Origin of the sequence: Shimia thalassica, from assembly GCF_001458215.1 — a bacterium.
Taxonomy (GTDB): Bacteria; Pseudomonadota; Alphaproteobacteria; order Rhodobacterales; family Rhodobacteraceae; genus Shimia; species Shimia thalassica.
The window spans coordinates 297,500-322,148 of record NZ_CYTW01000004.1; the positions used below are offsets into that span (position 1 = coordinate 297,500).

Here is a 24,649-nt window from a genome sequence, read left to right on the forward strand (position 1 = left end):
CGTTGCGAGGCGTTTCGCGCAATCGTGAACGCGTTCACACAGCCTAAACTGCGGAAAACCGCGCAGCCAACTCGACATGGGATGACCAGCGGAACTGGTCCACAACCTGCACCCAATCAAGTTTATATCCCGATTTCACGAGGTGGGCTGCATCCCGTGCAAACGTCACCGGATTACAGGATACAAAGGCCAGAACAGGAATGTCGGATTTAGCAAGCTCTGCAACCTGCGCCTCGGCGCCAGCGCGCGGGGGATCAATGACAGCAAAATCGTACTTGAGGTCTTCTGGAATGATCGGATTGCGGAACAGATCACGAGCTTCGGTTGTGACCCCTTTAAGACCCTGAGCGTGACGCCACCCACCATTCAATGCCTCGAGCATCGCCGCCTCACTTTCGACGGCATGCATCTGGGCGTGTTCCGCGAGCGGCAAAGTGAAGGTTCCACACCCCGCAAACAGATCCAAACCCAGCTTTCCCTGCCCACCGATTGCGTCTTTGACGGCTGTCAAAAGGGCTTGTTCTCCGGCGTGGGTCGCCTGCAGGAACGCGCCCGGCGGTGGAATCACCTGTGCCTTGCCAAAGGTCTGGGTGGCGGGCAGCCGCGCGGCGACAATCTCGCCATTCCATGCAAGGCGCGCCAATCCCCAATGCTCGACCAGCTGTGCCAGAACACTCAGAAACGGGCCATCAAGAGGTTTGCCGCCCGTAACGGCAAGGTCGAGACCATTGTTGCAAAGCGTAGCGGTGATCGAAATCTCGCCTTTCCGGCTTGCGCCAACTTCGGCAAGCGCCTTTGCGGCCTCTATTGCCGGCATCAAATCAGGATGCAGCAACGTACAATCAGGAACCTCGATCACGATATCGCTGGCACGTTTGTGGAACCCCACCAACGCACCCTTTTTGGTGCGCCGCGCAGACAGAACCGCACGACGCCGTGATTTTTCAGGCGACGTAGCAATCGGTTTGAAATCGGCCTCTAACCCCTGGGCGGCAAGTGCGTAGCGCACAATGCCGACCTTCCAATCCGCAACAAACGCATCACTCGCATGCTGAAGCTGGCAACCGCCACAACTTTTGTAATGGCGGCACGGCGGGCGCACACGATCTTCGGACGGCGTATCGATGCGCACATCCGTGAGCTTCGTTCCATCCAGAGTTCCACTGACCGTTTCACCAGGCAGTGTAAGCGGCACAAAGATAGGTCCAGCAGCGATACCATCGCCTTGATGGCCCAAGCGTTCGATTTGAATTTGCGTCATGGACTGCGCATACCTTGGTCTATCTCGTGGGAAAAGCCCTTATTCTTCGACTTCGTCCGCATTCAAGAACCCGCCCGACTGTCTTTCCCAAAATCCGGCGTACACGCCCCCCTGCTCCAGCAGGGAACTATGGCTGCCTTCTTCCACAATGTGCCCGTCATCCAGAACAAGAATGCGGTCCATCCGTGAAATCGTCGACAAACGGTGCGCAATCGCGATCACGGTCTTGCCTTCCATCATGCCATAAAGCGTTTCCTGAATGGCGGCTTCGACTTCGGAATCAAGCGCGCTTGTCGCTTCGTCCAAAAGCAAGATCGGCGCATCTTTCAGCATCACACGCGCCAACGTAATCCGCTGGCGTTGCCCGCCAGAGAGCTTCACACCACGTTCACCAACCTGCGCATCATAGCCTTTGTTACCTTTGGCATCTTCGAGCCCAAGAATGAACTCATGCGCCTCGGCCTTGCGGGCGGCGGCGATGACATCTTCTTCAGAGGCTTCGGGACGTCCATAGAGAATGTTTTCACGCACGGACCGGTGCATCAACGAACTGTCCTGCTGCACCATACCGATCTGGTCACGCAGAGAATTCTGCGTCACTTTTGAGATATCCTGCCCGTCAATCAGGATGCATCCCGCCTCGGCATCGTAGAACCGCAAAAGCAGTTTCACCAATGTGGACTTGCCCGCACCAGAGCGCCCGATCAGACCGATTTTCTCACCCGGTTTGATCGTCAGGGAAATCGCATCCAAACCTCCTGATCCACGCCCATAGTGGTGGGATAGAGACTGAATCTCGATCTTTCCGTCCTGCATGACAAGCTGTTTGGACCCAGACGCATCAACAAGATCGATTGGTTGGGCAATCGTTTCCATGCCCTCGGCCACAACACCCAACTGGCGGAAAAAGGACGTCAGCGCCCACATGATCCATCCCGTCATAGCATTCAGACGCAAGGTCAACGCGGTTGCCGCTGCAACCACCCCGACGCTCGCCTCGCCGATCATCCACAGCCACACGGCCCAGCCGACAACAGCAACAATCAGCAAACCGTTCAGGGCGACAAGCACCACATCCATAACGGTGAAAATCCGCATTTCCGCCTGAAACGTTTCGCGCGCGTATTCCACCGCTTCTTTGGCGTACTCCACTTCGCGTTTGTCATTCGCAAAAAGCTTTACGGAATGTATGTTGGAATAGGCATCAACAACCCGACCGGTCACCTGTGACCGCGCATCGGATGCCCGTTGCGAAGCCGGGCCAACGCGCGCAATCGTCCATCGAACCAACAGGCCATACAGCACCACCCACCCCAACAGCGGCAGCACAAGCCGCGGATCACTGTCGGACAACAGGATTGCGGCACCGATGAAATAGGCCACCGAAAACGCCATCGCGTCAAAAATCTGAAAAATGGCCTCTCCCGCGGCTGGCGGCGTTTGCATGATGCGGTTGGCAATGCGACCGGCGAAATCGTTTTCGAACCATCCGACAGACTGACGAAGCACATGATTGTGCGCGCGAAAGCGGATCAAAGTGCCAAAATTTGGCAAAATGGCGTTGTTCAAGAGCAAAACATCCAGCGCCTGAATGGCAGGACGCACAAACAGGATCAGTAACGCCACGATGACCAACTCAACACCGTGCGCGACCCAGACCTCTGCCGGTTCACCCGCAAGCAAATCAACGATTCGCCCCATGTATCCGATCAGCGCGATTTCGATCATCGCGACCAAAACAGAGAAAATGGTGGCCCAGACAAACAGCTTGCGAAAAGGGCGAGCATAGTCAGACAAAAAGGCAAACAGCGTTTGGGGAGGCGTATCCTTTTCAGGATAGTCGGCATAGGGATCAACAAGGTTTTCGAAAAACTTGAACATAAGAAAGTTCCAACTCAGGACATGCAAAATGGAGCGGTGACGTTGTTTTCAACGAAACCGTACGAGAGGTCTATTGGCTTAAACTAGCCAGATCCCACGATACATTTTGCACCCTCCTTCTTATGAGCTCGGCCAGCTTTGTCAGAAAAAGCGAACGAGTCAATCCCGCGAGGTCATAGTTTCAATAAATCTTCACACGTCAGCGAGAACCGCGACTTTATCCAGGCCGTCTCAAGTTTTTTAAGCGTCTGGCCCAACGCGGGGCCTTGGATCGCTGGCAGCAGATCCGCTGGTTTCACAGGGAAAACGGCGCCTTTTGCCAATTCAATGTCCGCCAAAGCGTCCTCAGGAAAGGGCATTTCCAACAAAGCGGACCGAAGCAGCAACACCGATACGGCAGAATCCGCATCATAGCGATAGGCCAGCTCGTGCGCGGGTCGTGGGGTTCCAACCTCTTCAACCAAAAGCGCGCACCGTTTTGCTTGCTTCTTGGAAAGTCTCAGTGCCTTTGCAACGTCCTGTCCACCCAAAGCGGCAAGACGCCGAATTGCATCAGGTGCAACTTGCAATAAGCCCTCCAGATGCACCAACGGCCCCAAGGCGCGGTCATCCGCACCCGTGATGACCATGCCCAGCGCACCTGTTGACCGCATTGCTGCCACGGCAGGGGCGGGGTAAGGCGCGCCCAGCAGCTTGAGCATCTCGGAACCAAGCCGCTCTTTGGAAAGCGTCTCTATTTCAGCGGAATTTGCCGCAATCGCAGCAAGCGCGTCGGGGTCCATTCCCGCTTGCGGATCACCGTACCAAGCATGGAAACGGAAATATCGCAGGATACGCAGATAATCTTCGCGGATGCGCATGTCAGCATCATCAATGAAGCGAACCCGCCGGTTTTGCAGGTCGACCATCCCCTCTAGCGGATCAACAACCGTTCCATCTGGCAGCGCGTAGAGGGCATTCATGGTAAAGTCCCGACGCCGCGCGTCATCCTCGACCCGATCCGAAAACGCCACGACCGCGCGGCGACCATCCGTATCGATATCTTTGCGAAAGGTCGTGATCTCGTGCGCAATCCCGCCAGAAACCACCGTAACTGTACCGTGTTCAATACCTGTCGGAATCGCGTTCAGACCCGCAACTTTGGCAAGAGACATCACCTTTTCAGGTCGGGCGTCGGTCGCAATATCAAGGTCGTTCACCCCAACACCCATTAGCGCGTTGCGCACGCATCCCCCCACAAACAGCGCGCGATATCCGGCATTGGTCAGCATGGCACATACGGCTTGGGTATGAGGGTTATCCAACCAATCGCCGGCAATCTGGGTCATTGGCTTACTCGGTCGGCCAATCCCCGCAGAATGCGGGCTGTTGCACCCCAAATATAGTAGGGGCCAAACGGAACCGTGAAATAGCTTCTGCGGTGTCCACGCCATCTTCGCGACTGGACCGAAAACAGGTCTGGGTCTGTGACATGGGCCAGCGGAACGTGAAACACTTCGTCAACTTCACCCGGTTCGGGTTTCACGGAGAAGGGGCGTTTGATGCGCCCCAAAACGGGCGTCATCGTAAAACTTGTCACCGTTTCATGGGTTGGCAATGTCCCGAGAACCTCGACGTTTTCTCTGGGCAGGCCGATCTCTTCATCTGCTTCACGCAACGCGGCCGCGATGACATCTGCGTCGCTGTCATCCTGCTTTCCACCCGGAAACGCAATTTGACCTGGATGGTGTTTAAGGTGAGAGGCCCGTTTGGTCAGGATCACATGCGGTATGTCGTTTCGCATTTCGATAGGAACAAGAACACCCGCAGGCCGCAACGTGCGGCCTGCAGGTAAAATCACATCAGGATTAAGATCAAAATCCGAAGACGCCCCGCCATCATGCGACAGTGCACGGATCAGGGGCGCAAGCGGATCAGTCACTTTTTGCCTCAAACCCGACCGTGGCCGGGTCAAGATCGTAATGCGCGCCGCAGAACTGGCAATCGGCAGTGACGCGACCTTCTGGTGTTGTCATCGTCCGGATGTCTTTGGCCGAATAGATCGAAAGACTTTGACGCACGCGGTCTTCCGAACATGTGCAGCCAAACAGAACGGGTTGCGCATCATAGACACGCGGCTGTTCCTCGTGGAACAAGCGCACCAAAAGATCGGTTGGCGAAACGCTTGGACCGATCATTTCCAAATCCTCAACCGAATCCAAAAGAATGTTGGCGCGGTTCCAGTTTTCACCTTCATCATCGTTCAACACATCTTCTGCACTCAGCAGACCATCATCGCCGCTGCCGCCTTCACCCGTGACATGAGGCGATGCTTTGGGCATGTGCTGCAACATGATACCACCGGCGCGCCAATGCTCTGGAACACCCGGTTCGATTGATTTTCCAAACCGCAGCGCAAAGCGGGTGGCAAGTTGTTCTGACTGCGCGAAATAGGTTTCGGCCGCCTCTTTGAGCGAATTGCCAGCCAACGGCGCAATCCCCTGATAAGGTTTCATGCCGTCGCCCTGATCCATCAGGATGGCAAAATACCCGGCGCCGATTTGCTCGAACGGGGCACCATCAGTCACGCGGTCTTCGTCATAGCTCGCATAGGCGCGAATGCGCGCGGGCTCTCCATCTTCGGTCGGCCCGTAATAGTCGGTAGCGATCATCCGTACAGGACCTTTGGACTGCACCTGAAGAGACAGCTTCCAGCGCAGCTTGATCGATTGGCCGATCAAGGCAGTCAACAAGGTCATCTCGGCAACGAGCGCTTCGATTGCCGGCGGATAGTTGTGTTGCTTCAACACACCATCCAGCACACCGTCCAGACGCGCAACGCGTCCGCGGATATCAGATTTGTCCAGTTGGAACGGCAACACAGTGTCGTCCCAGGCGATTTTGTTTCCAAGAGTCATGGGGTTTTCCTAAAGGCCTTCCCTTGCCATATCGCGACTATATAAGAGCAGCAAGCCAAACAAAAAGGGGGTGCGCGCATGATCCGACGATTTGGAAAGCCTCCAGAGGCCGGTGCCAAATACACAATACGGCCCGGGGCCTATGCCATTTTGCTGCGTGGAACAGATATGTTGCTCACTCATCAAGCCGAACCTGAACCTGAATTGCAGCTGCCAGGCGGCGGCATCGATCCCGGCGAATCACCGGTCGCCGCGCTTCATCGCGAGGTGTTCGAAGAAACCGGTTGGGCCATTGGCGGGCTGCGCAAACTCGGGGCCTATCGACGGTTTACCTATATGCCGGAATACGATCTTTGGGCCGAAAAGCTGTGTCACATCTATACGGCCCGCCCAGCGCGCCGTTTGGGCCCTCCGACAGAACCTCTTCACACGGCGGTCTGGATGGACGCCCGTGATGCCGCGCCATTGTTGGCAAGTTCAGGCGATCGCCATTTCACGTCTTTGTTTGTGCGCTAGAGCCAAGGCCCCCGAAATTCGAACAGAATTCCCGACACATCGTCCGGGAAACCAATGCCACCGGCAAATCTTTCCAACTCTTCAATGAGAACGTTCAATGCGCCGGTGACATCGCGATTGACCATTTGACCCACAAGATCCTCTAGGCCTTCTTCGCCAAGCATGTCACCGTCCTGATTTGGGCATTCCGTAACGCCATCGGACAGGATCAGCAGCCGGTCCCCCGGCGACATCTCGATTGAAAACGGTGTGAACGTGGCCCCGTCAATCAAGCCAACCGGTAAACCACCGGGGCCATTTTGTTCCACCTGACCATTGGCACGCAAAATCAGGGGATGAGGGTGCCCTGCCTGTGCCATCTCAACATGGCCGGTCTGTAAGTTCACGACCGCCAGTAGCATCGTGAAATAGTGTTCCGTCTCCATTTCATCCAAAATAATCTGGTTCAGCCTGCGGATCACCTCGGCGGGTGGATGATATCCCTGACGTCCGTCAGGCAGCGTTTTGAGGGCAACGTTCTGTTCGGGAGAGTTCGACGACAAAAAACCCGCCAGTCTGGCCGTCATCAGGGCCGAACTGATCCCGTGACCGGAAACATCAATCGAATACAGTCCAACGCGGCTATCTGAAATTCCGAAATGCCCAACCAGATCGCCCCCGACATGCCCGCTTGACTGCAGGATCAGCGCGGCGGCGCCGGTGCCAAAATCCTTGAACCGGTCACGAACCAGGGATTGTTGTAACTTCTTTGCCTCTTTCAGATCGTGATCAAGGGAATCGTACACACGTTGCAATTCATCAAGCGTGTCTGAAATCATGCTGTTTTTCTGGGTCAGCTCGCGCTGCATGCGGACGATCCGCTCTCCTGCGCCGATCCGGGCGCGCAACTCGTGGGCATTCACGGGTTTGATCAGAAAATCGTCGGCGCCCCCTTCAAGGCCCTTGGCCACCTCTGCCTTTTCACTTTTTGAGGTCAAGAGAATGAAATAGCCGTATTTTTCCTGCTCCAACGCGCGGAAGGCCTGACAAAACTCGATGCCGTCCATCCCCGGCATGATCCAATCGCTCAAGACAAGATCAGGTGGCGTTTCTTCGCACAGTTCAAGCGCCTCTTCCCCGGAAGCGGCTTCAATGACCTCGTACCCGTCTGACTTCAAAGACGCAGACAAAATGCGCCGTTGCAGACGGCTGTCGTCAACAAGCAAGATCCGTTGGATCGCTCCTCTCATCGGTATGTCTTCCTCAGAAGATGGTGCGGCGTCGTTCACAAAAAACCCAAAAACTCACAAAGAAACGTTGCATCTTTCCGCTATAGAGCGCCGCACCTTAACAACCTCTGAAATCTAAAATTTTTCATCAATTCACATGCGCGCAATCAATTTCTTAACGAAAGGCAGGAATAGTTAATCCCTGTGAGGAGACAAAGATGATCGACTGGACCCGCGTGACCGAGCTTCAGAACGAATTCGGCAAAAGCGACTTTGATGAAATCGTTGAGATTTTTCTCGAAGAGGTGGAGCAACTTATCAAAAAACTTGGCGACGACGCGGATCGTTCCAATCTGCGGAATGATCTTCATTTCCTCAAAGGAAGTGCGCTCAACCTCGGATTTTCAAATTTGGCCATCCTTTGCCAGGCCGGCGAAACAGAGGCGTCGCAAGGACAGGCTGACAGTGTTGATCTGTCAGCCATCATTCAGAGCTACAATAAGTCAAAAAAGGTGTTTCAAGACGGGCTGGTGTCCTAGCCCGCTTGCGTCACACGTTTCGCTTTTCAACCGCAACGCCGTAGATCGTCGTGACAAGGCTGGCAAAAACCATGGATGTTGCCCAGTTCGCAGCGAGAACCCCGAAGATCCCCACAAAAGGCACAACCGCAAAGACCAGTACGCCAGCAAGCTGTAATGCCGCGCCGACAAGAAACGTAAGAATGGCTGCAACAACGGCAGAATTAGAAACCTCTTTCGTAGACTCCCACGCCTCGGAAAGCGTCATTTTCTCTCCCAAGGCGGCAGCAACCAGAAGCGGTGACAGGCGGTAGAATGCCCAAACCGCGACAGGCAATGCAAAGATCATCACGAAAACAATCAACACGGGGACCAGCATCCCGACAATCGCCAGAGCTATTCCAAAGGGCACGGCAATCAGGATCGTGATCATCAAAGAGTTCAGAAAGTACGAGACAATACGCCCACCGTGGAATGCAGGAAGAGGGTTGGGGTATTCTTCAAGCAAAACGAAACGATGCCATGCCACGATTGTCCAAAGCCCCGCCATGGCCCAGACCAAGCTCAGCAACAGCTCAGTTGGGTTTACAGAGGTGACATCGGTTCCAGTTGCGTCCGCGGCAAAGAATTCCTCTCCGCCGACAATCCAGACTATTAGGAGCGTCGCAATTAACGGAATTGAGACCTTTATCGCTTCGCCAAGATTGCCCGTCAGCATCCGAAGGGCATGTTGAAATATCTGAACACCACTCATGATTTGCTCCTGAAACGTATTTTTATCTCCAAAAGGCGTGTTTTTGGGCCGCTTTGCAAGTCCGGTTTTCCCCATGCCTTGCTCTAGCCCGCAAAACCCGCTATCGCGCCTGCGATATCCGATTAAAGGAAAGATGACATGTCCGCGCCCAAGAAAGTTGTGCTGGCCTATTCCGGTGGCCTTGATACCTCGATCATTTTGAAATGGCTGCAGACCGAATATGGCTGCGAAGTTGTAACCTTTACTGCCGACCTGGGTCAGGGCGAAGAGCTTGAGCCCGCCCGGAAGAAGGCCGAGCTTTTGGGGATCAAACCCGAAAACATCTATATCGAAGATGTTCGCGAAGAATTCGTCCGCGATTTCGTGTTCCCGATGTTCCGCGCCAACGCCCAATACGAAGGCCTGTACCTGCTGGGCACGTCGATCGCGCGTCCGCTGATTTCAAAGCGTCTGATCGAGATTGCCGAAGAAACAGGTGCTGATGCTGTTGCCCACGGTGCGACAGGCAAAGGCAACGATCAGGTTCGTTTCGAGCTGGCCGCTTATGCGTTGAACCCCGACATCAAGGTGATCGCACCCTGGCGTGAATGGGATCTGACCTCGCGGACCCGGTTGATTGATTTTGCCGAGCAAAACCAGATTCCGATCGCAAAAGACAAACGCGGCGAAGCCCCGTTCTCGGTCGATGCGAACCTGTTGCACACGTCGTCCGAAGGTAAGGTTCTGGAAGATCCGGCCGTCATGGCGCCTGACTATGTTTTCCAGCGTACCGTGCATCCGGAAGATGCGCCCGATACCCCCGAATACATTGAAATCGATTTTGAAAAAGGTGATCCCGTCGCCATCAATGGCGAGGCGATGTCCCCCGCAACGATGCTGACCGCGTTGAACGAATACGGTCGCAAGCACGGCATTGGCCGTCTTGATCTGGTCGAAGGCCGTTTCGTCGGAATGAAGTCGCGCGGTATCTACGAAACACCGGGTGGCACGATCCTGATCGAAGCTCACCGCGGCATCGAATCGATTACCATGGACCGTGGCGCGATGCATCTTAAAGACGAGTTGATGCCAAAGTATGCCGAGCTGATCTATAACGGCTTCTGGTATTCGCCAGAGCGCGAAATGCTGCAGGCTGCTATCGATCTGAGCCAAGAGCACGTCACCGGTACCGTTCGCGTCAAGCTTTACAAAGGTCTGGCGTCGACTGTTGGCCGCTGGTCCGAGCACTCGCTGTACTCGGAAGAGCATGTGACATTTGAAGAAGATGCGGGCGCTTATGATCAAAAAGACGCCGCCGGATTTATCCAGCTTCAAGCGCTGCGTCTGAAACTGATCGCCATGCGCAACAAGCGCGTCGGGGGCTAATCGTTCGGTTTGTACAAAAGTTTTGCGCCGTTTGGCCGGTTTGTACAAACCTCGAAAGCTCCTGCTACGTCAGTATTGAACCCATCCTGCGACCTGCCTAACCCGTTAGGCAGGTCGTTTCATTTGGAGGGGATACGATGCTTCAGGACATCGCCGAGGGTATTCAAAAAGAACTCAGCAGCAAGTCGTTCGACGGATCGCTAAAGTTCGATTGTGGCGATGATGGCGTCGTCGTGCTGGCCGACAATCAGGCCACAACCACAGATCAGGAAACCGACTGTACCATCCGCATTTCGCAAGACAATCTCGTGAAGCTTTTGACCGGCAAGCTGAACCCGATGACCGGCGTTATGATGGGCAAACTCAAGGTATCGGGCGACATGGGCGTGGCGATGAAGCTGGGAAAACTGTTGGGTTAATCCCTCTCGCCCTCAGGTCCGAACATTGGAAAGCATGGCTTTGCCACGTTGTTTAGGTTTGGTCAGAACGATACGGCCTTGTTGGATTATCCGGCCATTTGCCCAGCATAGGTATTCCAAAGGCTGAACGCGCCAGAATATCGCGAACATCACCATTGGCGTCGATGGCTCTCCAGAGCCAATGCTTCTTTCCCCGCGCTTGGGTCACAACCTCGTAGAGATGCCATTTGTCGGCCGGGGCTGGTCGGTCACTTCGGATCTGGGCAGTCACCTGAGGACCGAAACGCCGACACCACGACCTGATCGTTTCGTAGCTGACGATGATACCCCGCTCAGCCAGCAGATCTTCAACGTTGCGTAGGCTCAGTGCGAAGCGGTGATAGGCCCAAACAGTGTAGGAAATCACAGATCGGGGGAAGCGGTATCCCTTTAGGCGGGAGTTTGATACCTGGCTGTTCATGCGGAAGCGCTACGCCCGACGGGAAATATCGTCAATAACATGGCAAAGCCGGCGGAATTCCTGTCTTTGCCTGATGCAACTCTTTGTCGACCTTTAGCTATGGACGTTGGAGTAGGCTCTTGGCGATTGGCCTGTCCAGCGTTTGAAGGCCGTCGAAAAGCTCGCCGTATCCGAATAGTCCAGCAGGAAGCCAATCTCGGTTACACTCATGCCGCTCTCGAGATAGCTTTTGGCGAGGGACAGGCGTAAATCGTCGACGATCTCCCGAAAGGTCAAACCGTCTTCTTTCAGGCGGCGGGCCATCGTTCGTGAGCTCATACCAAGACTCGAGGCGACTTCGTCGGCTGCTACCAACCTGTCCGGTAGTGCTCCGGTCAGGATGCCTTCGATGCGGGCCCGAAGAGACGGGTTCGGGTCCGGCATGTCCGCCAAAAGCCTTTCTCCGTACGCAACAAGGTAATCACGCAGCTTGGGTTCATAGGTCGGAATGGGAAGTTCCAGCACCGATAGTGGCAAGACCAGTTCCATCTCTTCGGCACCGAACACGACGGGAAATCCCGCCAGCTTTTGGATCTGGTCCGCACGGGCATCGACGAGGTGTGAAAAGCGCACTTCATACGGAAAAAAGCTGCTGCCCGAAATCTCGCGAAGAAAGGACAAAACACCAAATCCGAGAAGTTCCCGATGGCGATGGAATTTGAGCAGTCTTTCGTCAATGGCCTGAAATCGGAAGGTCGCAGCGTTACTGGAAACGTTCAAAGAAAAATCATACGCGGGAAACACTGCGCGATTGACCTTGCGGGAATTGCGTATCGCACTGGCCAGTGTTTTCGAATGGCGCACCACATAGCCTGTCAGGGTGGTCGATTGGCGAAAGCCAAGACCCGTTCGGACCCCGAACAAAAGATCATCAAGCCTTTCGCAAGCTGCTTCTAGCAATTGTGCTTCTTGTATGGCGTCGATCTCTTCCCGCCGGTCAATCAAACCAGCGTGCTTCAACAGCTCGTCAGCAGTCGACTTGTCCAAATCCCTGCTGATCTGATCGGCAAGATAATCTACACGGGACCGGTCAACCTGCATGTTCTGTCCTTTTCTCCGATAACTCTAGCGATCCACTGCTGTCGTTCAACATCGACATGGCCAGTCTGATGGAAACCGGGAATGCACGTTGTCCGTCAAAAGCAATGGTTTGGCGGCAAAACGCAAATCCGGACATCAGAAACACCCTAGTTTGTAGGCAGAATAGAACACCGGAAATTTAGATGATTCTTCAACATTCACCTCCGAAGTCGAGGAACAAAACAGATATTAATCAATATCTTGCGGTTGGCACGACTCTTTTTGTCACCCCAAGAATTACTTAATCAAAGGTAAACGACCGCGCCGCTTCAAGGGGACTGGAGAGGTGCGCATCCAAAAGTGAGGCTGCTCATGACCGAAGAAATCCATTCGACAGAAATGCGAGACACGCCCGCGCAGGTTATGGCAACCGGCGAAACCGAACAGATGTTCGCGGACGAAAACAGGAAAGAACACAAACGGCTCTACCGGCTGGCTTGGACCATCGAAATTATTTTGGTGGCCGTCGGTATTGCCGTGGCTTTTGCGCAGGCCTTCAACGTGCCCGGCGGCACGAACCCTGCCAAAGCCATTCCGGTGCTCGGCGTGTTCATTGTGCTGGCCGCTGTCGAACTGGCCAAAATCCCGGCGGCAACCGTTGTGTTTCATGCCCGTGGTCTGGCGCGCAGTCTTGCTTTGTGCGGGTTGCTTGTTGCCTCGGTGATCTCTTTCGAAACCGTGTTCAATGGGATTGAACGCTTTGTTCATATGACCACAGCTCCTGTTAGCGAAGCCCGTGCCGAACATGCCGAACTGCTCGGTGAAATCGAAAGCCTGAAAAGCGTGGCCCTCGAGGATGAGTTGAAAGGTGACGACATCGCCGGAGTTGATGCAGACCGCTTGGCCCAGCTGGAACAGTCTCTGGCAATGCGCGAAAGCGCCCTGCAAACCGCTCGTGAAAATCTTGAAAGCCCGGAAACACGTGAACTCAAGGCGCAGCTTACCAACCTGTTGGAGCAGCAGGATGAGGCGGGCGAAGCCGCCGCGCAAGCCTGGCAACAAGAGCAGGAATGGATCATGACGCGCCTGAACGGTAGCGGCATCGATAATGCAACTCGTGGCCAGTTGAACAATCGCATGCGTTTGATGCCCGCGAAACAGTCGGTCATCACCGAAGCCCGCATCGTGTTTGACGAAGAGATCATGAAGCTCAACCAAGCGGTCGAAGCCTCGATCAGTGAGCCCTCTCCCGAAGCGTTGGTCGATGTTGAAAACAAGAAAGCGGAACGTGACGAGGCAGCCGCCGCTCTCGCTGTCTTCGAGCGTGAAAGCTCGGCACGTGCATCCGAGCGCATGGACGATCTGATCGAGATCCAGGACCGCAAGGCCGACCGGTCGCGCCGGATCGAAGAGCTTGAGGCCCAAGCCATTGATGCCGAAAACCACATCGCCCACGCGGCGGAACTGTCACAGATGCATCGCTGGGCCTCGTTCGTGTTCGGAGTGGAAGCCAGCGAGGTGCAGGACAATCAGGCGAAACGCGTCGGTGCAATCTTCGGGGCCATTCTTGGTATCGTTGCGGCCCTGACCGGTTCGACCGTCGCGATGTATTCCCAATGGTTCCGGATGCGGGGCGTACAACCCATCATCCGCACCGAACAGGTCGAGGTCGAGAAAGTCATCGAGAAAGAGGTCGAAGTCCCCGTCGAGGTCGAGGTGCCGGTTCTGAAACACGTCTATGTACCGATCCCCATGGGCGGCGATGTCGAAGACGAACTTCAGGCCATTCTAGACGCGCTGCCACCGGATGCGGCAGAGGACCTGAAAAGACAACTCGCCGCCGGCTTTGCCTCTGACGACGACACCAATGACGAATTGCCGAAAGGAGTAAGCTATGCGAGAGCAGCATGATACCCAACTTCTCGAGCAGGTCATAAGAGCCAATGCCCAGCGGCTCGAGGCGCCCGCCAAAGAACTCCGCGCGGCCTCTGATCGCCGTAATCAGGAAGTCTCGGCACAGGCGCACAGCGATGTGGCGGCAGCGGATTCAAGCGCCAGCACGGCCCTGATCCGGGCACAGGCCTATCGCGCCGTCATGGTGTTGCTGGCAATGTCGGTTCTGGCAATCGCAATCGGGTTTGCCATTTGGCTGGTTATGGGGGCAGAAACCGAACGGCAGACACAGCTTCCAGCGCCGGCGCTTGAGACCCCTGCGCCCGCACCGGCCCCCGCCGCGATCTGGCCGAACATGCCTCCGCCTGCCGCTCGGGATGAGGACGGCAGCATTGTTACCACCAATTTCAGCCTTTTCCGGACCAAGGAAATGCAATTGGGCAAAAGAGAGCTTGAGGTCGAAGCAGGCCATCATTTCGACAAGGGCACTGACACCCAGTTCAAACATGCTTGGTGCTATACCGACATTCGCGAAAATGGCGTCATCATCAACGTTGTTCTTGGCCACAAAAAGCCAAACCAGTTCCCGGAGAGACGGCTTCCGACATCACAGGAACTGGATAAGACCGGACTTTCACTGAACGACCACCTTGAGCTTTTCAACGCCTGTCCCTGGCTGGATGGCAATCCGGACCTCGCAGCGTCTGCCTTGCCAGCACCGGCGGTTTCCAACAGCTATCATTTCACCGGTGACGTGACTGCCGCAAGTGTCGACAAATTGATTGCAGCGCTGAAAAACGGGGCACGCACGGTCGCCTTCGACTCTCCCGGCGGATTGATAAACGAAGCGATGCGCGGGTATGCAAAGCTGCGAAATGCAGGTGTAACAACCGTCGTGTCCGGCGAATGCGCCAGCGCCTGTTCGATCCTGTTCCTTGGCGGAACTGAACGCGACATCCAACCCATGGCCCGCCTTGGTGTCCACCAATGGAGTTCCGTCAGCCATCCCACCCACGAAAGCGAAGCGCAGCTTTTGTCGGGCATGCTTGTCGCTCTCTTCAAAGAGGCCGGAGTTAGCGAAGAGTTCTTTGTCGCAGGGGCCAGCACTGGAGCCAGCGACATGTACTGGCTCACCCGCTCTGAACTGCGCGACTGGGGTGTCACCACTTCCTGAATGTAGACCAAGACAAATCTGGCCAGCGTTCACGTGTTTTTTATTTCGACCTTATTCCGCTTTAGACCGGATCAGGCCCCTTCCCTTTCCTTCTTTTGCTTCATGCCGCGTCCTCGTTGCGAGAGATGGAGAGGGTTGTGCCACCCAGCCCAAGAAATGCCCTCTGACGGCACGAGAAGACGATGATCTGCAAGTCTTCGGCCTGACGCGTCAGCGCGTTGAACATCTGCTCGATGCGGTCATCATCCGTATAGACGATGGCATCATCCAGTATGACCGGCGCCGGCCGTCCATCGGTGGCAAGAATGCGGGCAAAGGCCAGCCGTACCAGAAGCGAAATCTGTTCTTGCGTGCCACCAGAGAGAACACCGAAATCTTCCTGTTTTCCCCGACGGGTTATGGCCGTAATCAACCCTGTCTCCGCATCGATCACCGGTTCGGCATCGGGCCAGATCATCCGAAGCAGCGGAACAAGCTCTTTGTGAACAGCCGCCACATAGTTCTCTCGGGCGCTGTCGCGGGCGGCCCGAAGTGCACGATCCAGTCTCTGATACACCGCAATATCGAACCGGATGCGATCCAGCCGCTCTTGTGCATCGGTCAACTGTTCCTCGACAAGCGCCAGTTCCTCTTCGACTGCGGCAGAAGACACCACGGCAATTCGGGAATCCAGCCCGGCCCGTTCTTCGCGCAAGGCGTTGGCTTTCTCCTCGACCGAAACAACCACAGATCTCGCGCGTTTTTCTGCCGCACGCGCGGCGGCCAGATCCGGCGCATTGCCTTTCAAGGCTTCAAAAACGGCACGTGCCTCGGCGATTTCCTGAACCAGACCCTCTGCATCGGTTTCCATCGTCTGCAAAAGGGCCGCGGGGTTATCATATCCCGCAAGTGCGGCCTTTGCCCGTGTCAGGCGCTCTTGCGCGGTTTCAGCCAGAGCTTCTGCCCGCGTCAGCACCTCTCTCAGAGCTTGTGCCTTTGTACGGGCGGCTTCCAGCACAACCGAACCAGCCTCGCGTTTCTTGCGGGCCTCGGTTTCGGCTTGCTCGGCCTCTTGCAGGTCAGGCACATCGCCCGACACCTCGACCGGAGGCGGCAGTTCGGAAAATTCGTCCCGCAGCGCCCCAATTCCACCGGGGGCAACGGCTCTTAGATCGGCCTGCGTCACGCGCAAATCAGCCTCTGCTTTCAGAAACCGTTCATGTGATCCCCGAGCAGCGGCAAGAGTTTCCACCCCTGCAGCGGCAAGCGCTTTTGCCAATGCCGTTTCGGCCTCGCGAACCAGACGGTCATCAACGTCCGATGGCGGGGACATCTCTAATCGGCCAATGCCATCCAGATCGAGATGGACCTGACCAGTCACAACGTGGCGTTGCCCGTCTTGAACAACCTGACCGTCACGCCAAACCTTGCCGCCGCTTTTTTCGTCATAGGTGATCGCGAAACTGGCGGCGGCACTGTCTCGGCTGCGTGTCGCCACGGACAGATCCGAAGCCAGTGTTTCAAGCGTCTGCAAAACCGCTGTCGAAACCTCGGCGACCAATGCTTTTTGCTGCTTTTCAAGCGTTTTGATCAGCCCTTCAGCCGTCTCGATGCGGTTCCCAAGTGTCTTTCGCTGTTTGGACGCAGAGCGTTCACGATCAACCCGATGGGCCAGCCGCAGATTTGCAGCCGAAGCTTCCTCAAGGTGCACCGCCTCGTCAAAACCGGTTTGCGCGGCGTCCAGAAGGCTCTGCGCCTCGTCGCGCTGCCCCCTCGCCTGTGCAACAGTTTTGCCAGTATCGGACGCCTTTTCCTCTGCCTGCTCCGCTTCCCTCAAAGCGTTGCGCAATCCAGCCATCTTGGCATCGGCCTTCTCGGCCTGCGCTTCCAGACGTCCAAGCTTGTCCTGACCGGATTGCACCTTCCGGTCATGTTCTTCAGCGTCCCTTAGCCCCGAAACCGCCCTTTCCAGAGCCTGATGCCGTTCTTCATGCGCTTCCGGGGCTTCCAGCATCTCTAATTCGCGGCGCACTTGACGCCGTCGATCCAGATCCCCTTGCAATTTGCGTACATCCTCGGCCAGCTCGTCACGGCGCAGATGCAGCCCCTGAACCTCGACCTCGCACTTTTTCAGACCGCCATTCTGGGCCGATTTGCCGGTTGCCGTCAGATGCTGCCCCAGAAACTCGGAGCATTTGGCCAAGGCCGTTTCCATGCGTCGGCCCCCTGTCATAGCTTCGACCTCTCCGGCGACCGAGGTCATGATATCGCGCCGCGCCTTTTGTTCGTCGCCGCCGCTTTCCAGATCAACCACACCCTGTCGTACCCACAACAGGCCTGCGGGGCCGCCGTCTGAAGGTGGCTTTAACAACCCCGACAAGACATCCTCGGCCTCGGATTTTTGCGCCACAAGATTGCCGTCACGCCAGAGTTTCGCGTCTTTCCGGCTGGCCGCGCTGCTCCAGCATTTTTCAAGCTTCCATCTGGCCCCATCTGCTTCGAACTCGACAGTTACCTGCGGGTCGCCACCGACATTAGGGGTCAGCGTTTTGATAACCTTGTCAAATGACCGGTGAGACACAAAGAACACCGCATGCAGGGCATCGAAAAAGGTCGATTTCCCGTGTTCGTTTGGTGCAGCCAACACATTAAGGCCCGATCCGAAACCACCAATCTGAACCGGATCGACAAAGCGGCGAACATTCTGAAGAGAGATTGCCAAAATTTTCATGGGTCAGCCCTCCCGTACCAGCGCCCAAAGGCGGTTCAAGGCCGTCTGCGCAACTCTGGCATCCATAGCTGACAAACCATCGTTTTGGGTTTCAGCGTAGAGTTCGTCCGCTGCCGCCCGCAAGGCGCCACCGGTGGCAATCTGGTTGAGATCATCCACTTCGTATTCCGTGGCCAACGCCTCATCCAGCAAGATAAGGCGGGCAAAATCCGGCTCGGCCTGCTCGAGAGCCTCATCAAAGCTTCCCCGTTCGGCCATCCGCAGGAACCCGCGAGCATGAAGCTGTAACAGCACATCTCGCCTTGTCGCACGATCTTGGGGCAACAGGCGTTCCAGCTCTGCCGGCGCATCACCGCCGGGGCTCAGGGGCATATCAATGGATGTCCACTCGAACCGTCCTGTATCGACTTGCATCACCTCGGGAAGCGCGCCCGACTCGGGCAGCGTTACAACAAGACACGCCCCGCGCCCGTCATGTTTGAACCGGTCGCTTTCCGGCGTTCCACAATAGAAGGTCTGACCCCCAACCGGCAAATACCCGTGCCAGTCCCCCAAGGCGAGATAATCTAGCCGGGCCGTTTTTGCCCGATCCGGCGGGATTAGGGCCGATGTATCGGTTTCTTCACCAAAAGATACGACACCGCCATGGGCCAAGCCGATGCGCAACGCGTCATCCGGTGTCACCGCATCAACCATCCATTTGGTCAGATCAACGCCGGGGAACTGTCGCGGCAGGGGCGCAGGCAAAAGAAAGACACCGGCTTCGATCTCGACAGGTGCGGCCTCGCGCAGCAAATGCACATTGTCACCGATCTCACTCTCGAAAGCATTCCACAGTTCTTCGGCCTGTAACGAGTCATGATTCCCCGGAATGATCCACCACTGGATTTCTGCTGCGCCGCTCATCACGGTTGCTGCCTGTCGGCGCACCTGACCGGATGGTCCTGTCGTGTCGAACGTATCCCCGGCAACAAGGATATGGCCCGCGTTGTTGTCACGCGCCACCTGCACAAGCCGTTCCAGAACCTCATGCCGTGCCTCGACCAACCGACCACGCAATTCCAGAGGCATTTGACCGAACCCTTTTCCCAAATGCAGGTCGGACGTGTGGACAAATGTAAACCCGGTCATGAAAACCCCTTCAATTCGTGAGACGCGCGCCCTTTGACGCCAACACGACTCAACTTGTGGCATGAGGGTGACAAAAGTTGTCGCGAGGTGCACCCCCTGTCCTCAGAAAAAACTTGAAATTCAGAACAAAAGCGAAACATCATTAGGCGTGTTGCCCTTGTCCCCGTGTTCATCGACCTTATGATGGACCACTCAGACGAAGATTGGAGCACGCCGTTCTATCCGGTTGTGGAAGGATAAGCCATGGGATGGATCAGTTCTGTTTTTGACGAAGACAAGGGCGTGACGAACCGAAAGCTGACCGTTTCAGCAAGCGGATTGCTTGATATGTCGTTCCGCTTCATCGCGCTTGATGTGGAAACGGCCAACGGTGACAGTTCGAGCATATGCCAGATTGGTTTGGCCTGTGTTCCGGACGATGGGCCGATCATGACCCTCAGTATGCTCGTTGATCCAGAAATGCACTTTAGTGCTTTTAACATTAAGCTGCACGGTATTGGACCAGATACAGTGCAGGGCCAGCCCAGTTTTGATTTGGTGTTTCCGAAGTTTCAGGAACTTTTTGAGCGACACCCGATGGTTCAGCACAGTTCCTTTGATAAACGTGCCATCGAGGGGGCCTGTCAACGATACGGACTCGCGGTCCCCCAACTATCCTGGCATGACAGTGTTACGATGGCCCGTCGTGCTTGGCCCGAATTCAAGGGGAATGGCGGTCACGGTCTTGCAAACCTGAAGGCCGAGCTTGGCCTAGAGTTTCAACATCACGATGCGGAGGAAGATGCCAGAGCGGCGGCGCAGGTAGTTCTCTTGGCAGAGAAAAGAACCGGACACTCCTTTCAGGATTTAGCTGCTTCGAAATCCAGAAGCAAAAGAAGGTATCCCAAAGCCGTTTCTCTCGAAGGAAACAGCGTGGGTCCTCTTTTGGGTCACATTGCCTGTTTCACCGGATCCCTTTCGATTTCTCGCACGGAAGCGGCAAAAATCGCGGCCCAGGCAGGTATTTCTGTGCGCTCCAGCGTATCAACAAAAACGACTCTTCTCATTGTGGGCGATCAGGATCTCGGCCTTACAAACGGCCAAGCGAAAAGTAGCAAACACAGAAAAGCGGAAGAATTACGCGGAGCGGGCCAAGCTCTTAGGATTATTGGCGAAAGCGAATTTCTCAAATTGTTGAACTAGGCCCTCAGGACGCATGCGAGCCGTCGCCAAACACCTCTTGGTTGATGGTATCGCGCTTGAACGCAAAGCTCAGAATCTCGTCATCGACGTTTTCGGGAAATGTGAGCGTGAACGTCTCGAAAATTGTTTCTTCCACAGGTGCATTCACAATCCACTGCTCGGAACGAGGCGCCGCAATCTGCGCTATGCCCTGTTCAAAGCACCATCGGGCAAGCCGGACATCCACAAATTTTTGCGAACCCTGCATATAGTCAAGCGGCGGCAGGTCTGACGGTCGCAATACAACTGTCCCGCTTCCGAGCTGATCCACATACCGGAACTTTCCACGGGGTTTGCCAAAGTGAATGACATCTCGTTTATAAGCCCGCCCTTGGTCGATTGGGCGTGGCGCCCTGTAAATTGAATAGTGATAGCCCATAACCGCGCGAATTTGGCCGAGTTGATCCAATCGCTTCAAACTTTTTGCAACATAGTCTTCCGGATAAACGAGATCGTCATCGACGAGGAAAACAGCCTGTGCAGACGCGGGGATGGAAGGGAGAAACTTACCAACATCCTTGAGGTCAGTCTCCGGAATGACGGGAACAACCGATGGCACGTCCGCCAACCAATCAGGAATTTCCTCATACTCGTTCAGCACAAGGTTAAGCCGATCAACCTGATCTGCGATTTTCGGAAGGGTTTCCTTCAAAATATCTGACCGCTTTGGGTAAGTGGCCATATTGGCAATAATCATGATTTCGTTCTTTGGCTGAATTTAAAAAATGGTCTTATGTTTCTGGACTATTTGGAACCAAGAGCGCCGTGACCACCCCATTATGTCGGTTCCCGTGAAATTGGTCCGTGTTTTCTTGCCAGCGCAGTGTGAATAGGCGGGTTTGGAAATATCGCTCAAACCGGTTCGATTGTTGCGGCCTTCATCTTTTCGTAATATGGCAACGCCTGATCCAGAACCGGTTGCAACTCGTGCGGCACTTCGGGCAAGGGGCCTTCCGCTCCGGCGAAGCCGGTTGAATTCCAGACCGCACCGTACCAATGCGACGCCCAGACGCCATCATTGGCGTGACCGCCGGTGGGCCAGGACAACATATCCGGCGCGAATTCGAGGCCGATCACATCGCAGAGTTTGCGCAACATCCCCTCCGGGTTATCACGGATATCGTGGCTGTCGATCACGACTGGGGTCTGTCCCCAGCTTTCGACCAATTCAAACAGTTCGGCCTGCTGACGAAACCCGATATCGTCCAGCACGGGGTTTTCACGTTTGGCCGCGTAAGAGGCAATCACGCGGGCCGGATGACGGATCAGAAAGACATTGACCACACCACGCATCCAGTCACGCGGCACACCGTCGATCATGTGTTGGGTCATGTGTTTCTGGTAGAAATGGGGCTTTTGCGCCGGATTAGAGCCTGAAAGTTGCTCGGCAACCGTGGCAGGATCCTGAGGCTGCGAAGCGAGGATTTCGTCACGCATCGGATGGTCGAGCCCCGTCATCGCCAGATAGGCGGCATAGAAGGGTTCGTCCACCACGGCGCAATCAGACCGGTTGCCAAAGCTGTACATCATCGCCGTCGACAGGTTGCGCGGGCCGCTCCACATCGCAATCTTCATTGTTGTGCGTCCTGTTCGACCAGCTTTTTATAGAGGTCACGGATGCGCAGGGTCATCGGGCCCATGTCGCCTGTTCCGATCTGGCGGCCATCGACCTCGCCCACGGGTGTCTGTGCCCCGAATGTTCCGGTCAGAAAGGCCTCGTCTGCGCCGTAAGTGTCAACAAGAGAATAGTTCCGCTCGAACACGGGGATGCCATCTGCGCGGCAAACGTCGATCACCTTTTGGCGGGTGATGCCGTTCATGCAGTAATCCCCTGTCGAGGTCCAAACCGCACCTTTGCGCACGATAAAGAAGTTGCAGGCGTTTGTGGTGTTCACAAAGCCGTTCACGTCGAGCATCAACCCCTCATCCGCCCCGGCCTTTTCCGCAGCGATACAGGCCAGAATGCAGTTCAGTTTGGAATGCGAGTTCAGCTTTGGGTCCTGCGTCATCGGCAGGCCGCGGATATGAGGCACGGTCGCAAGGCGGATTGGGCGGGGAATCGAGGGTTTCGAGTGTTCCATGATGATGGTGATCGTCGGCCCCTGTTGTGACAGGCCGGGATGTTGGAACGGGCGCGTTTTTACACCACGGGTCACCATAAGACGGGCATGCGCATTCGTGGTCATACCATTTGCCGCGCGGGTATCTTCAATCGCTTGCTTCATGGCGTCGGGGGTTATGCCGATATCAAGGTCGATGGCTTTGGCGGCCTCGAACAGGCGATCCATATGTTCGTCGAGAAATGCCCAGTGACCTTCATAAAGGCGCAGCCCTTCCCAGACACCATCCCCCAGCATGAATCCCGAGTCATATACACTCACCACGGCTTCGGCTTTTGGTACAACCTTGCCATTCAGATAGATAAGGATGTCTTCGTTTCGGGCATCTTCCTGAGCCTGATGTGTAGTGACATGATCTGTCATGGGGTCCCTCGCTTTTTCGGGCACGCTAGATGCGGGTGTGCGACTTTCCAAGAGGTAAAATCTCCTCACCAAGCTGTGACATTTCCTTTCATGTGGTTGTGCCGGTCAAAGAAGCGGATCAATCATGGTTCAGGTTTGGAGGGCAAAACATGCACCGTATTCTGAAAGTGAACCCTATTTTTCTGGCAGTCCTGATTACATTGGGTGTGATGGCCCATGGGTCACGGGCGCAGGCAGCGACGGATACTCTTGTTGTGGCAGGGGGATGTTTCTGGTGTGTGGAAAGTGACTTTGAAGGTGTAAAGGGCGTCAAATCTGCCGTGTCCGGATATACGGGCGGGTCAACAAAAAACCCGACATACAAAGACGTCACGCGCGGTGGATCAGGCCACTATGAGGCCGTCAAAATCTCTTATGACCCAAACGTAGTGACAGTCGACCATCTGTTGAGCCTGTTTTTCAGATCCGTAGACCCGACAGATGCCGGCGGTCAGTTTTGTGATCGCGGAGACAGCTATCGCACCGCGATTTTCGTCTCTAACAAGGCGGAAAAGGCAGCAGCAGAAGCGGCAAAACAAGACGCGCAGGCCGCATTGGGCAAGACAGTTGTCACCCCGATCCTGCCCAAAGCAAAGTTCTATAAGGCAGAAGATTACCATCAGGACTACTATAAGGGCACAAACATCGTCATCACGCGCTTTGGCCCCAAACGCCAGTCCGAGGCTTATAAACGCTATCGCAAAGCCTGTGGTCGGGATGCCCGTGTGAAACAGCTTTGGGGCAACGAGGCACCCTTTACACACTAAAGGGGTGCGGACCTAGAAACGGGCGTCCTGCACGTCTTTCAGGTCTGGAATAACATCCGCGGTGCCGTGCCGTGTCACCATAAGAGCGGCAGCGCGAACAGCCAGAGAAATGGATTGCTCAAGCGAGTGGCCCCGATCCAGACCCGCCGCGATATAGCCGGCAAAGGTGTCGCCAGCGCCCGTTGTATCCACCGGAGTGACCTGCGGCGCGCCAAACTCCTGAACCTGTCCAGTCATGTTATCCATGAGAACACAGCCCTTGGCACCCAAGGTTGTGATGACTTTGAGGTTCGTACCCTCACCAATGGGGCGGCCAGTGGCGTCGCGGTGCTGTCTGGCTTCGACCTCGTTCAGAATAACAAGGTCGGCAAAGGAAATGACCTCTTCCAGAGCCGATGTCTCATACGGGGCGGGACAGCAAATCACGCGCATTCCAAGGCTTTTGGCGGTCTCGGCGGCATAGCGTTGTCCGTTGGTTTCATTCTGAAACATTAGGGTTCCACCGGCGGCGGCTTCGGACAGGACCAGACCAATCTGTTGATCTGTGATGCATCGATTTGTGCCGGGATAGAGCACAATTGCGTTTTCTCCTGCGGCATCCACGTTGATGATGGCATGACCGGTTGGGGTATCAAGACGTGCAATTGCACGGGTGTCGACGCCATACTCCATCAAGCGATCCACCATCCATCCACCGTCAGGGCCAACCGCCCCGATATGGCGCACATGGGCCCCCGCACGTGCGGCAGCGACAGACATGTTAGCGCCTTTGCCACCCAGCCCTTTGCCCAGAGATGTTGCGGCAAGGGTTTCACCCGCAGCAGGCAAATGCGGCACCGCATAGAAATAATCAGCGTTGATCGAGCCGAGATTGTAGATCGTCATGAGAAGCG

22 protein-coding genes and 1 pseudogene are annotated in these 24,649 nt (G+C 55.5%); 8 read left to right on the forward strand and 15 right to left on the reverse strand.

Translation table 11 applies throughout. The features are described 5' to 3' along the window. Positions 1-43: 43 nt before the first annotated feature. From PH7735_RS16465 to hslO, 5 genes are all read right to left on the reverse strand, one after another. Positions 44-1,261: a class I SAM-dependent RNA methyltransferase gene (locus PH7735_RS16465; protein WP_058312513.1), complete on the reverse strand. Its 1,218-nt coding sequence runs from the start codon at positions 1,259-1,261 to the stop codon at positions 44-46. Between the two features lie 39 nt (positions 1,262-1,300). After that, positions 1,301-3,142, reverse strand: a complete 1,842-nt coding sequence (locus tag PH7735_RS16470) for an ABC transporter ATP-binding protein (RefSeq protein WP_058312514.1) — start codon at positions 3,140-3,142, stop codon at positions 1,301-1,303. Between the two features lie 173 nt (positions 3,143-3,315). Continuing rightward, positions 3,316-4,470 carry a CCA tRNA nucleotidyltransferase gene (locus tag PH7735_RS16475; protein WP_058312515.1) on the reverse strand — a complete coding sequence of 385 codons (1,155 nt, stop codon included), beginning with the start codon at positions 4,468-4,470 and terminating at the stop codon, positions 3,316-3,318. After that, positions 4,467-5,063, reverse strand: a complete 597-nt coding sequence (locus PH7735_RS16480; protein ID WP_058312516.1) for a CoA pyrophosphatase — start codon at positions 5,061-5,063, stop codon at positions 4,467-4,469. Before PH7735_RS16480 ends, PH7735_RS16475 begins: the two co-directional genes overlap by 4 nt. Then, the gene (hslO, locus tag PH7735_RS16485; RefSeq protein WP_058312517.1) at positions 5,056-6,039 is read right to left on the reverse strand and encodes an Hsp33 family molecular chaperone HslO; all 984 of its coding nucleotides are present in this window, start codon (positions 6,037-6,039) and stop codon (positions 5,056-5,058) included. Before hslO ends, PH7735_RS16480 begins: the two co-directional genes overlap by 8 nt. 78 nt (positions 6,040-6,117) lie before the next feature. Between hslO and PH7735_RS16490 the strand changes: the two genes are divergently transcribed. Next, on the forward strand, positions 6,118-6,555 hold the full coding sequence (locus PH7735_RS16490) for an NUDIX hydrolase (RefSeq protein ID WP_058312518.1): 438 nt from the start codon (positions 6,118-6,120) through the stop codon (positions 6,553-6,555). Here the strand turns inward: PH7735_RS16490 and PH7735_RS16495 are convergent. Continuing rightward, on the reverse strand, positions 6,552-7,784 hold the full coding sequence (locus tag PH7735_RS16495) for a PP2C family protein-serine/threonine phosphatase (protein ID WP_058312519.1): 1,233 nt from the start codon (positions 7,782-7,784) through the stop codon (positions 6,552-6,554). The genes PH7735_RS16490 and PH7735_RS16495 overlap by 4 nt on opposite strands. A gap of 197 nt (positions 7,785-7,981) precedes the next feature. Here PH7735_RS16495 and PH7735_RS16500 point away from each other — a divergent pair, with 197 nt between their 5' ends. Further along, positions 7,982-8,302: an Hpt domain-containing protein gene (locus PH7735_RS16500; protein ID WP_058312520.1), complete on the forward strand. Its 321-nt coding sequence runs from the start codon at positions 7,982-7,984 to the stop codon at positions 8,300-8,302. 10 nt (positions 8,303-8,312) lie between these two features. Here PH7735_RS16500 and PH7735_RS16505 read toward each other — a convergent pair whose 3' ends face one another. After that, complete coding sequence (locus PH7735_RS16505; protein WP_145865357.1) at positions 8,313-9,035, reverse strand: hypothetical protein; 723 nt, start codon at positions 9,033-9,035, stop codon at positions 8,313-8,315. 138 nt (positions 9,036-9,173) lie between these two features. Here PH7735_RS16505 and PH7735_RS16510 point away from each other — a divergent pair, with 138 nt between their 5' ends. Both PH7735_RS16510 and PH7735_RS16515 read left to right on the forward strand, forming a co-directional pair. Continuing rightward, positions 9,174-10,400 (forward strand): argininosuccinate synthase, encoded by a 1,227-nt coding sequence (locus tag PH7735_RS16510; protein ID WP_058312522.1) that lies wholly within the window; start codon positions 9,174-9,176, stop codon positions 10,398-10,400. 137 nt (positions 10,401-10,537) lie between these two features. Further along, positions 10,538-10,819 (forward strand): SCP2 sterol-binding domain-containing protein, encoded by a 282-nt coding sequence (locus tag PH7735_RS16515; protein WP_058312523.1) that lies wholly within the window; start codon positions 10,538-10,540, stop codon positions 10,817-10,819. 124 nt (positions 10,820-10,943) lie between these two features. Here PH7735_RS16515 and PH7735_RS20625 read toward each other — a convergent pair. Together PH7735_RS20625 and PH7735_RS16520 are read right to left on the reverse strand one after the other, a co-directional pair. Then, positions 10,944-11,279: pseudogene (locus tag PH7735_RS20625) on the reverse strand (IS6 family transposase); the annotation flags it as partial. A gap of 93 nt (positions 11,280-11,372) precedes the next feature. Next, positions 11,373-12,359 (reverse strand): helix-turn-helix domain-containing protein, encoded by a 987-nt coding sequence (locus PH7735_RS16520; RefSeq protein WP_058312524.1) that lies wholly within the window; start codon positions 12,357-12,359, stop codon positions 11,373-11,375. Between the two features lie 351 nt (positions 12,360-12,710). On the opposite strand from PH7735_RS16520, the gene PH7735_RS16525 reads away from it, so the two are divergent. Both PH7735_RS16525 and PH7735_RS16530 read left to right on the forward strand, forming a co-directional pair. Further along, positions 12,711-14,249: a PGG domain-containing protein gene (locus PH7735_RS16525; protein WP_058312525.1), complete on the forward strand. Its 1,539-nt coding sequence runs from the start codon at positions 12,711-12,713 to the stop codon at positions 14,247-14,249. After that, positions 14,233-15,405, forward strand: coding sequence for a COG3904 family protein (locus PH7735_RS16530; RefSeq protein ID WP_058312526.1), 1,173 nt, complete (start codon positions 14,233-14,235; stop codon positions 15,403-15,405). Before PH7735_RS16525 ends, PH7735_RS16530 begins: the two co-directional genes overlap by 17 nt. Positions 15,406-15,505: 100 nt before the next feature. Here PH7735_RS16530 and PH7735_RS16535 read toward each other — a convergent pair whose 3' ends face one another. Further along, a complete protein-coding gene (locus PH7735_RS16535; RefSeq protein ID WP_058312527.1) occupies positions 15,506-18,115 on the reverse strand; it encodes an AAA family ATPase in 2,610 nt (869 codons plus the stop codon). A 3-nt stretch (positions 18,116-18,118) separates the two neighbouring features. After that, positions 18,119-19,246 (reverse strand): metallophosphoesterase family protein, encoded by a 1,128-nt coding sequence (locus tag PH7735_RS16540; RefSeq protein ID WP_058312528.1) that lies wholly within the window; start codon positions 19,244-19,246, stop codon positions 18,119-18,121. A gap of 243 nt (positions 19,247-19,489) precedes the next feature. Between PH7735_RS16540 and PH7735_RS16545 the strand changes: the two genes are divergently transcribed. Then, entirely contained in the window at positions 19,490-20,428 is a 939-nt protein-coding gene (locus PH7735_RS16545; RefSeq protein WP_233488338.1) for an exonuclease domain-containing protein, read from the forward strand. Between the two features lie 4 nt (positions 20,429-20,432). Here the strand turns inward: PH7735_RS16545 and PH7735_RS16550 are convergent, their stop codons facing one another. The 3 genes from PH7735_RS16550 to PH7735_RS16560 all read right to left on the reverse strand — a co-directional run bounded on the left by PH7735_RS16550 (position 20,433) and on the right by PH7735_RS16560 (position 22,950). Then, positions 20,433-21,164, reverse strand: coding sequence for a hypothetical protein (locus PH7735_RS16550; protein ID WP_058312529.1), 732 nt, complete (start codon positions 21,162-21,164; stop codon positions 20,433-20,435). Positions 21,165-21,319: 155 nt separating this feature from the next. Continuing rightward, positions 21,320-22,042, reverse strand: coding sequence for a sulfotransferase-like domain-containing protein (locus tag PH7735_RS16555; RefSeq protein WP_058312530.1), 723 nt, complete (start codon positions 22,040-22,042; stop codon positions 21,320-21,322). Further along, on the reverse strand, positions 22,039-22,950 hold the full coding sequence (locus tag PH7735_RS16560) for a D-amino acid aminotransferase (RefSeq protein ID WP_058312531.1): 912 nt from the start codon (positions 22,948-22,950) through the stop codon (positions 22,039-22,041). Before PH7735_RS16560 ends, PH7735_RS16555 begins: the two co-directional genes overlap by 4 nt. 149 nt (positions 22,951-23,099) lie before the next feature. Between PH7735_RS16560 and msrA the strand changes: the two genes are divergently transcribed. Beyond that, the gene (msrA, locus tag PH7735_RS16565) at positions 23,100-23,756 is read left to right on the forward strand and encodes a peptide-methionine (S)-S-oxide reductase MsrA (protein ID WP_058312532.1); all 657 of its coding nucleotides are present in this window, start codon (positions 23,100-23,102) and stop codon (positions 23,754-23,756) included. A 12-nt stretch (positions 23,757-23,768) separates the two neighbouring features. Here msrA and PH7735_RS16570 read toward each other — a convergent pair whose 3' ends face one another. Further along, complete coding sequence (locus tag PH7735_RS16570; protein ID WP_058312533.1) at positions 23,769-24,641, reverse strand: ribokinase; 873 nt, start codon at positions 24,639-24,641, stop codon at positions 23,769-23,771. Positions 24,642-24,649: the final 8 nt, after the last annotated feature.

Excerpts from the sequence above, each read along its gene's own strand:
- PH7735_RS16490 (WP_058312518.1), top strand. The coding sequence starts at position 6,118 with ATGATCCGACGATTTGGAAAGCCTCCAGAGGCCGGTGCCAAATACACA.
- PH7735_RS16495 (WP_058312519.1), bottom strand. The coding sequence starts at position 7,784 with ATGAGAGGAGCGATCCAACGGATCTTGCTTGTTGACGACAGCCGTCTG.
- PH7735_RS16465 (WP_058312513.1), bottom strand. The coding sequence starts at position 1,261 with ATGACGCAAATTCAAATCGAACGCTTGGGCCATCAAGGCGATGGTATC.
- PH7735_RS16530 (WP_058312526.1), top strand. The coding sequence starts at position 14,233 with ATGCGAGAGCAGCATGATACCCAACTTCTCGAGCAGGTCATAAGAGCC.
- PH7735_RS16510 (WP_058312522.1), top strand. The coding sequence starts at position 9,174 with ATGTCCGCGCCCAAGAAAGTTGTGCTGGCCTATTCCGGTGGCCTTGAT.
- hslO (WP_058312517.1), bottom strand. The coding sequence starts at position 6,039 with ATGACTCTTGGAAACAAAATCGCCTGGGACGACACTGTGTTGCCGTTC.
- PH7735_RS16500 (WP_058312520.1), top strand. The coding sequence starts at position 7,982 with ATGATCGACTGGACCCGCGTGACCGAGCTTCAGAACGAATTCGGCAAA.
- PH7735_RS16470 (WP_058312514.1), bottom strand. The coding sequence starts at position 3,142 with ATGTTCAAGTTTTTCGAAAACCTTGTTGATCCCTATGCCGACTATCCT.
- PH7735_RS16570 (WP_058312533.1), bottom strand. The coding sequence starts at position 24,641 with ATGACGATCTACAATCTCGGCTCGATCAACGCTGATTATTTCTATGCG.
- PH7735_RS16555 (WP_058312530.1), bottom strand. The coding sequence starts at position 22,042 with ATGAAGATTGCGATGTGGAGCGGCCCGCGCAACCTGTCGACGGCGATG.
- PH7735_RS16520 (WP_058312524.1), bottom strand. The coding sequence starts at position 12,359 with ATGCAGGTTGACCGGTCCCGTGTAGATTATCTTGCCGATCAGATCAGC.
- PH7735_RS16535 (WP_058312527.1), bottom strand. The coding sequence starts at position 18,115 with ATGAAAATTTTGGCAATCTCTCTTCAGAATGTTCGCCGCTTTGTCGAT.
- PH7735_RS16515 (WP_058312523.1), top strand. The coding sequence starts at position 10,538 with ATGCTTCAGGACATCGCCGAGGGTATTCAAAAAGAACTCAGCAGCAAG.
- PH7735_RS16475 (WP_058312515.1), bottom strand. The coding sequence starts at position 4,470 with ATGACCCAGATTGCCGGCGATTGGTTGGATAACCCTCATACCCAAGCC.
- PH7735_RS16545 (WP_233488338.1), top strand. The coding sequence starts at position 19,490 with ATGGGATGGATCAGTTCTGTTTTTGACGAAGACAAGGGCGTGACGAAC.
- PH7735_RS16540 (WP_058312528.1), bottom strand. The coding sequence starts at position 19,246 with ATGACCGGGTTTACATTTGTCCACACGTCCGACCTGCATTTGGGAAAA.
- msrA (WP_058312532.1), top strand. The coding sequence starts at position 23,100 with ATGCACCGTATTCTGAAAGTGAACCCTATTTTTCTGGCAGTCCTGATT.
- PH7735_RS16550 (WP_058312529.1), bottom strand. The coding sequence starts at position 21,164 with ATGATTATTGCCAATATGGCCACTTACCCAAAGCGGTCAGATATTTTG.
- PH7735_RS16560 (WP_058312531.1), bottom strand. The coding sequence starts at position 22,950 with ATGACAGATCATGTCACTACACATCAGGCTCAGGAAGATGCCCGAAAC.
- PH7735_RS16525 (WP_058312525.1), top strand. The coding sequence starts at position 12,711 with ATGACCGAAGAAATCCATTCGACAGAAATGCGAGACACGCCCGCGCAG.
- PH7735_RS16505 (WP_145865357.1), bottom strand. The coding sequence starts at position 9,035 with ATGAGTGGTGTTCAGATATTTCAACATGCCCTTCGGATGCTGACGGGC.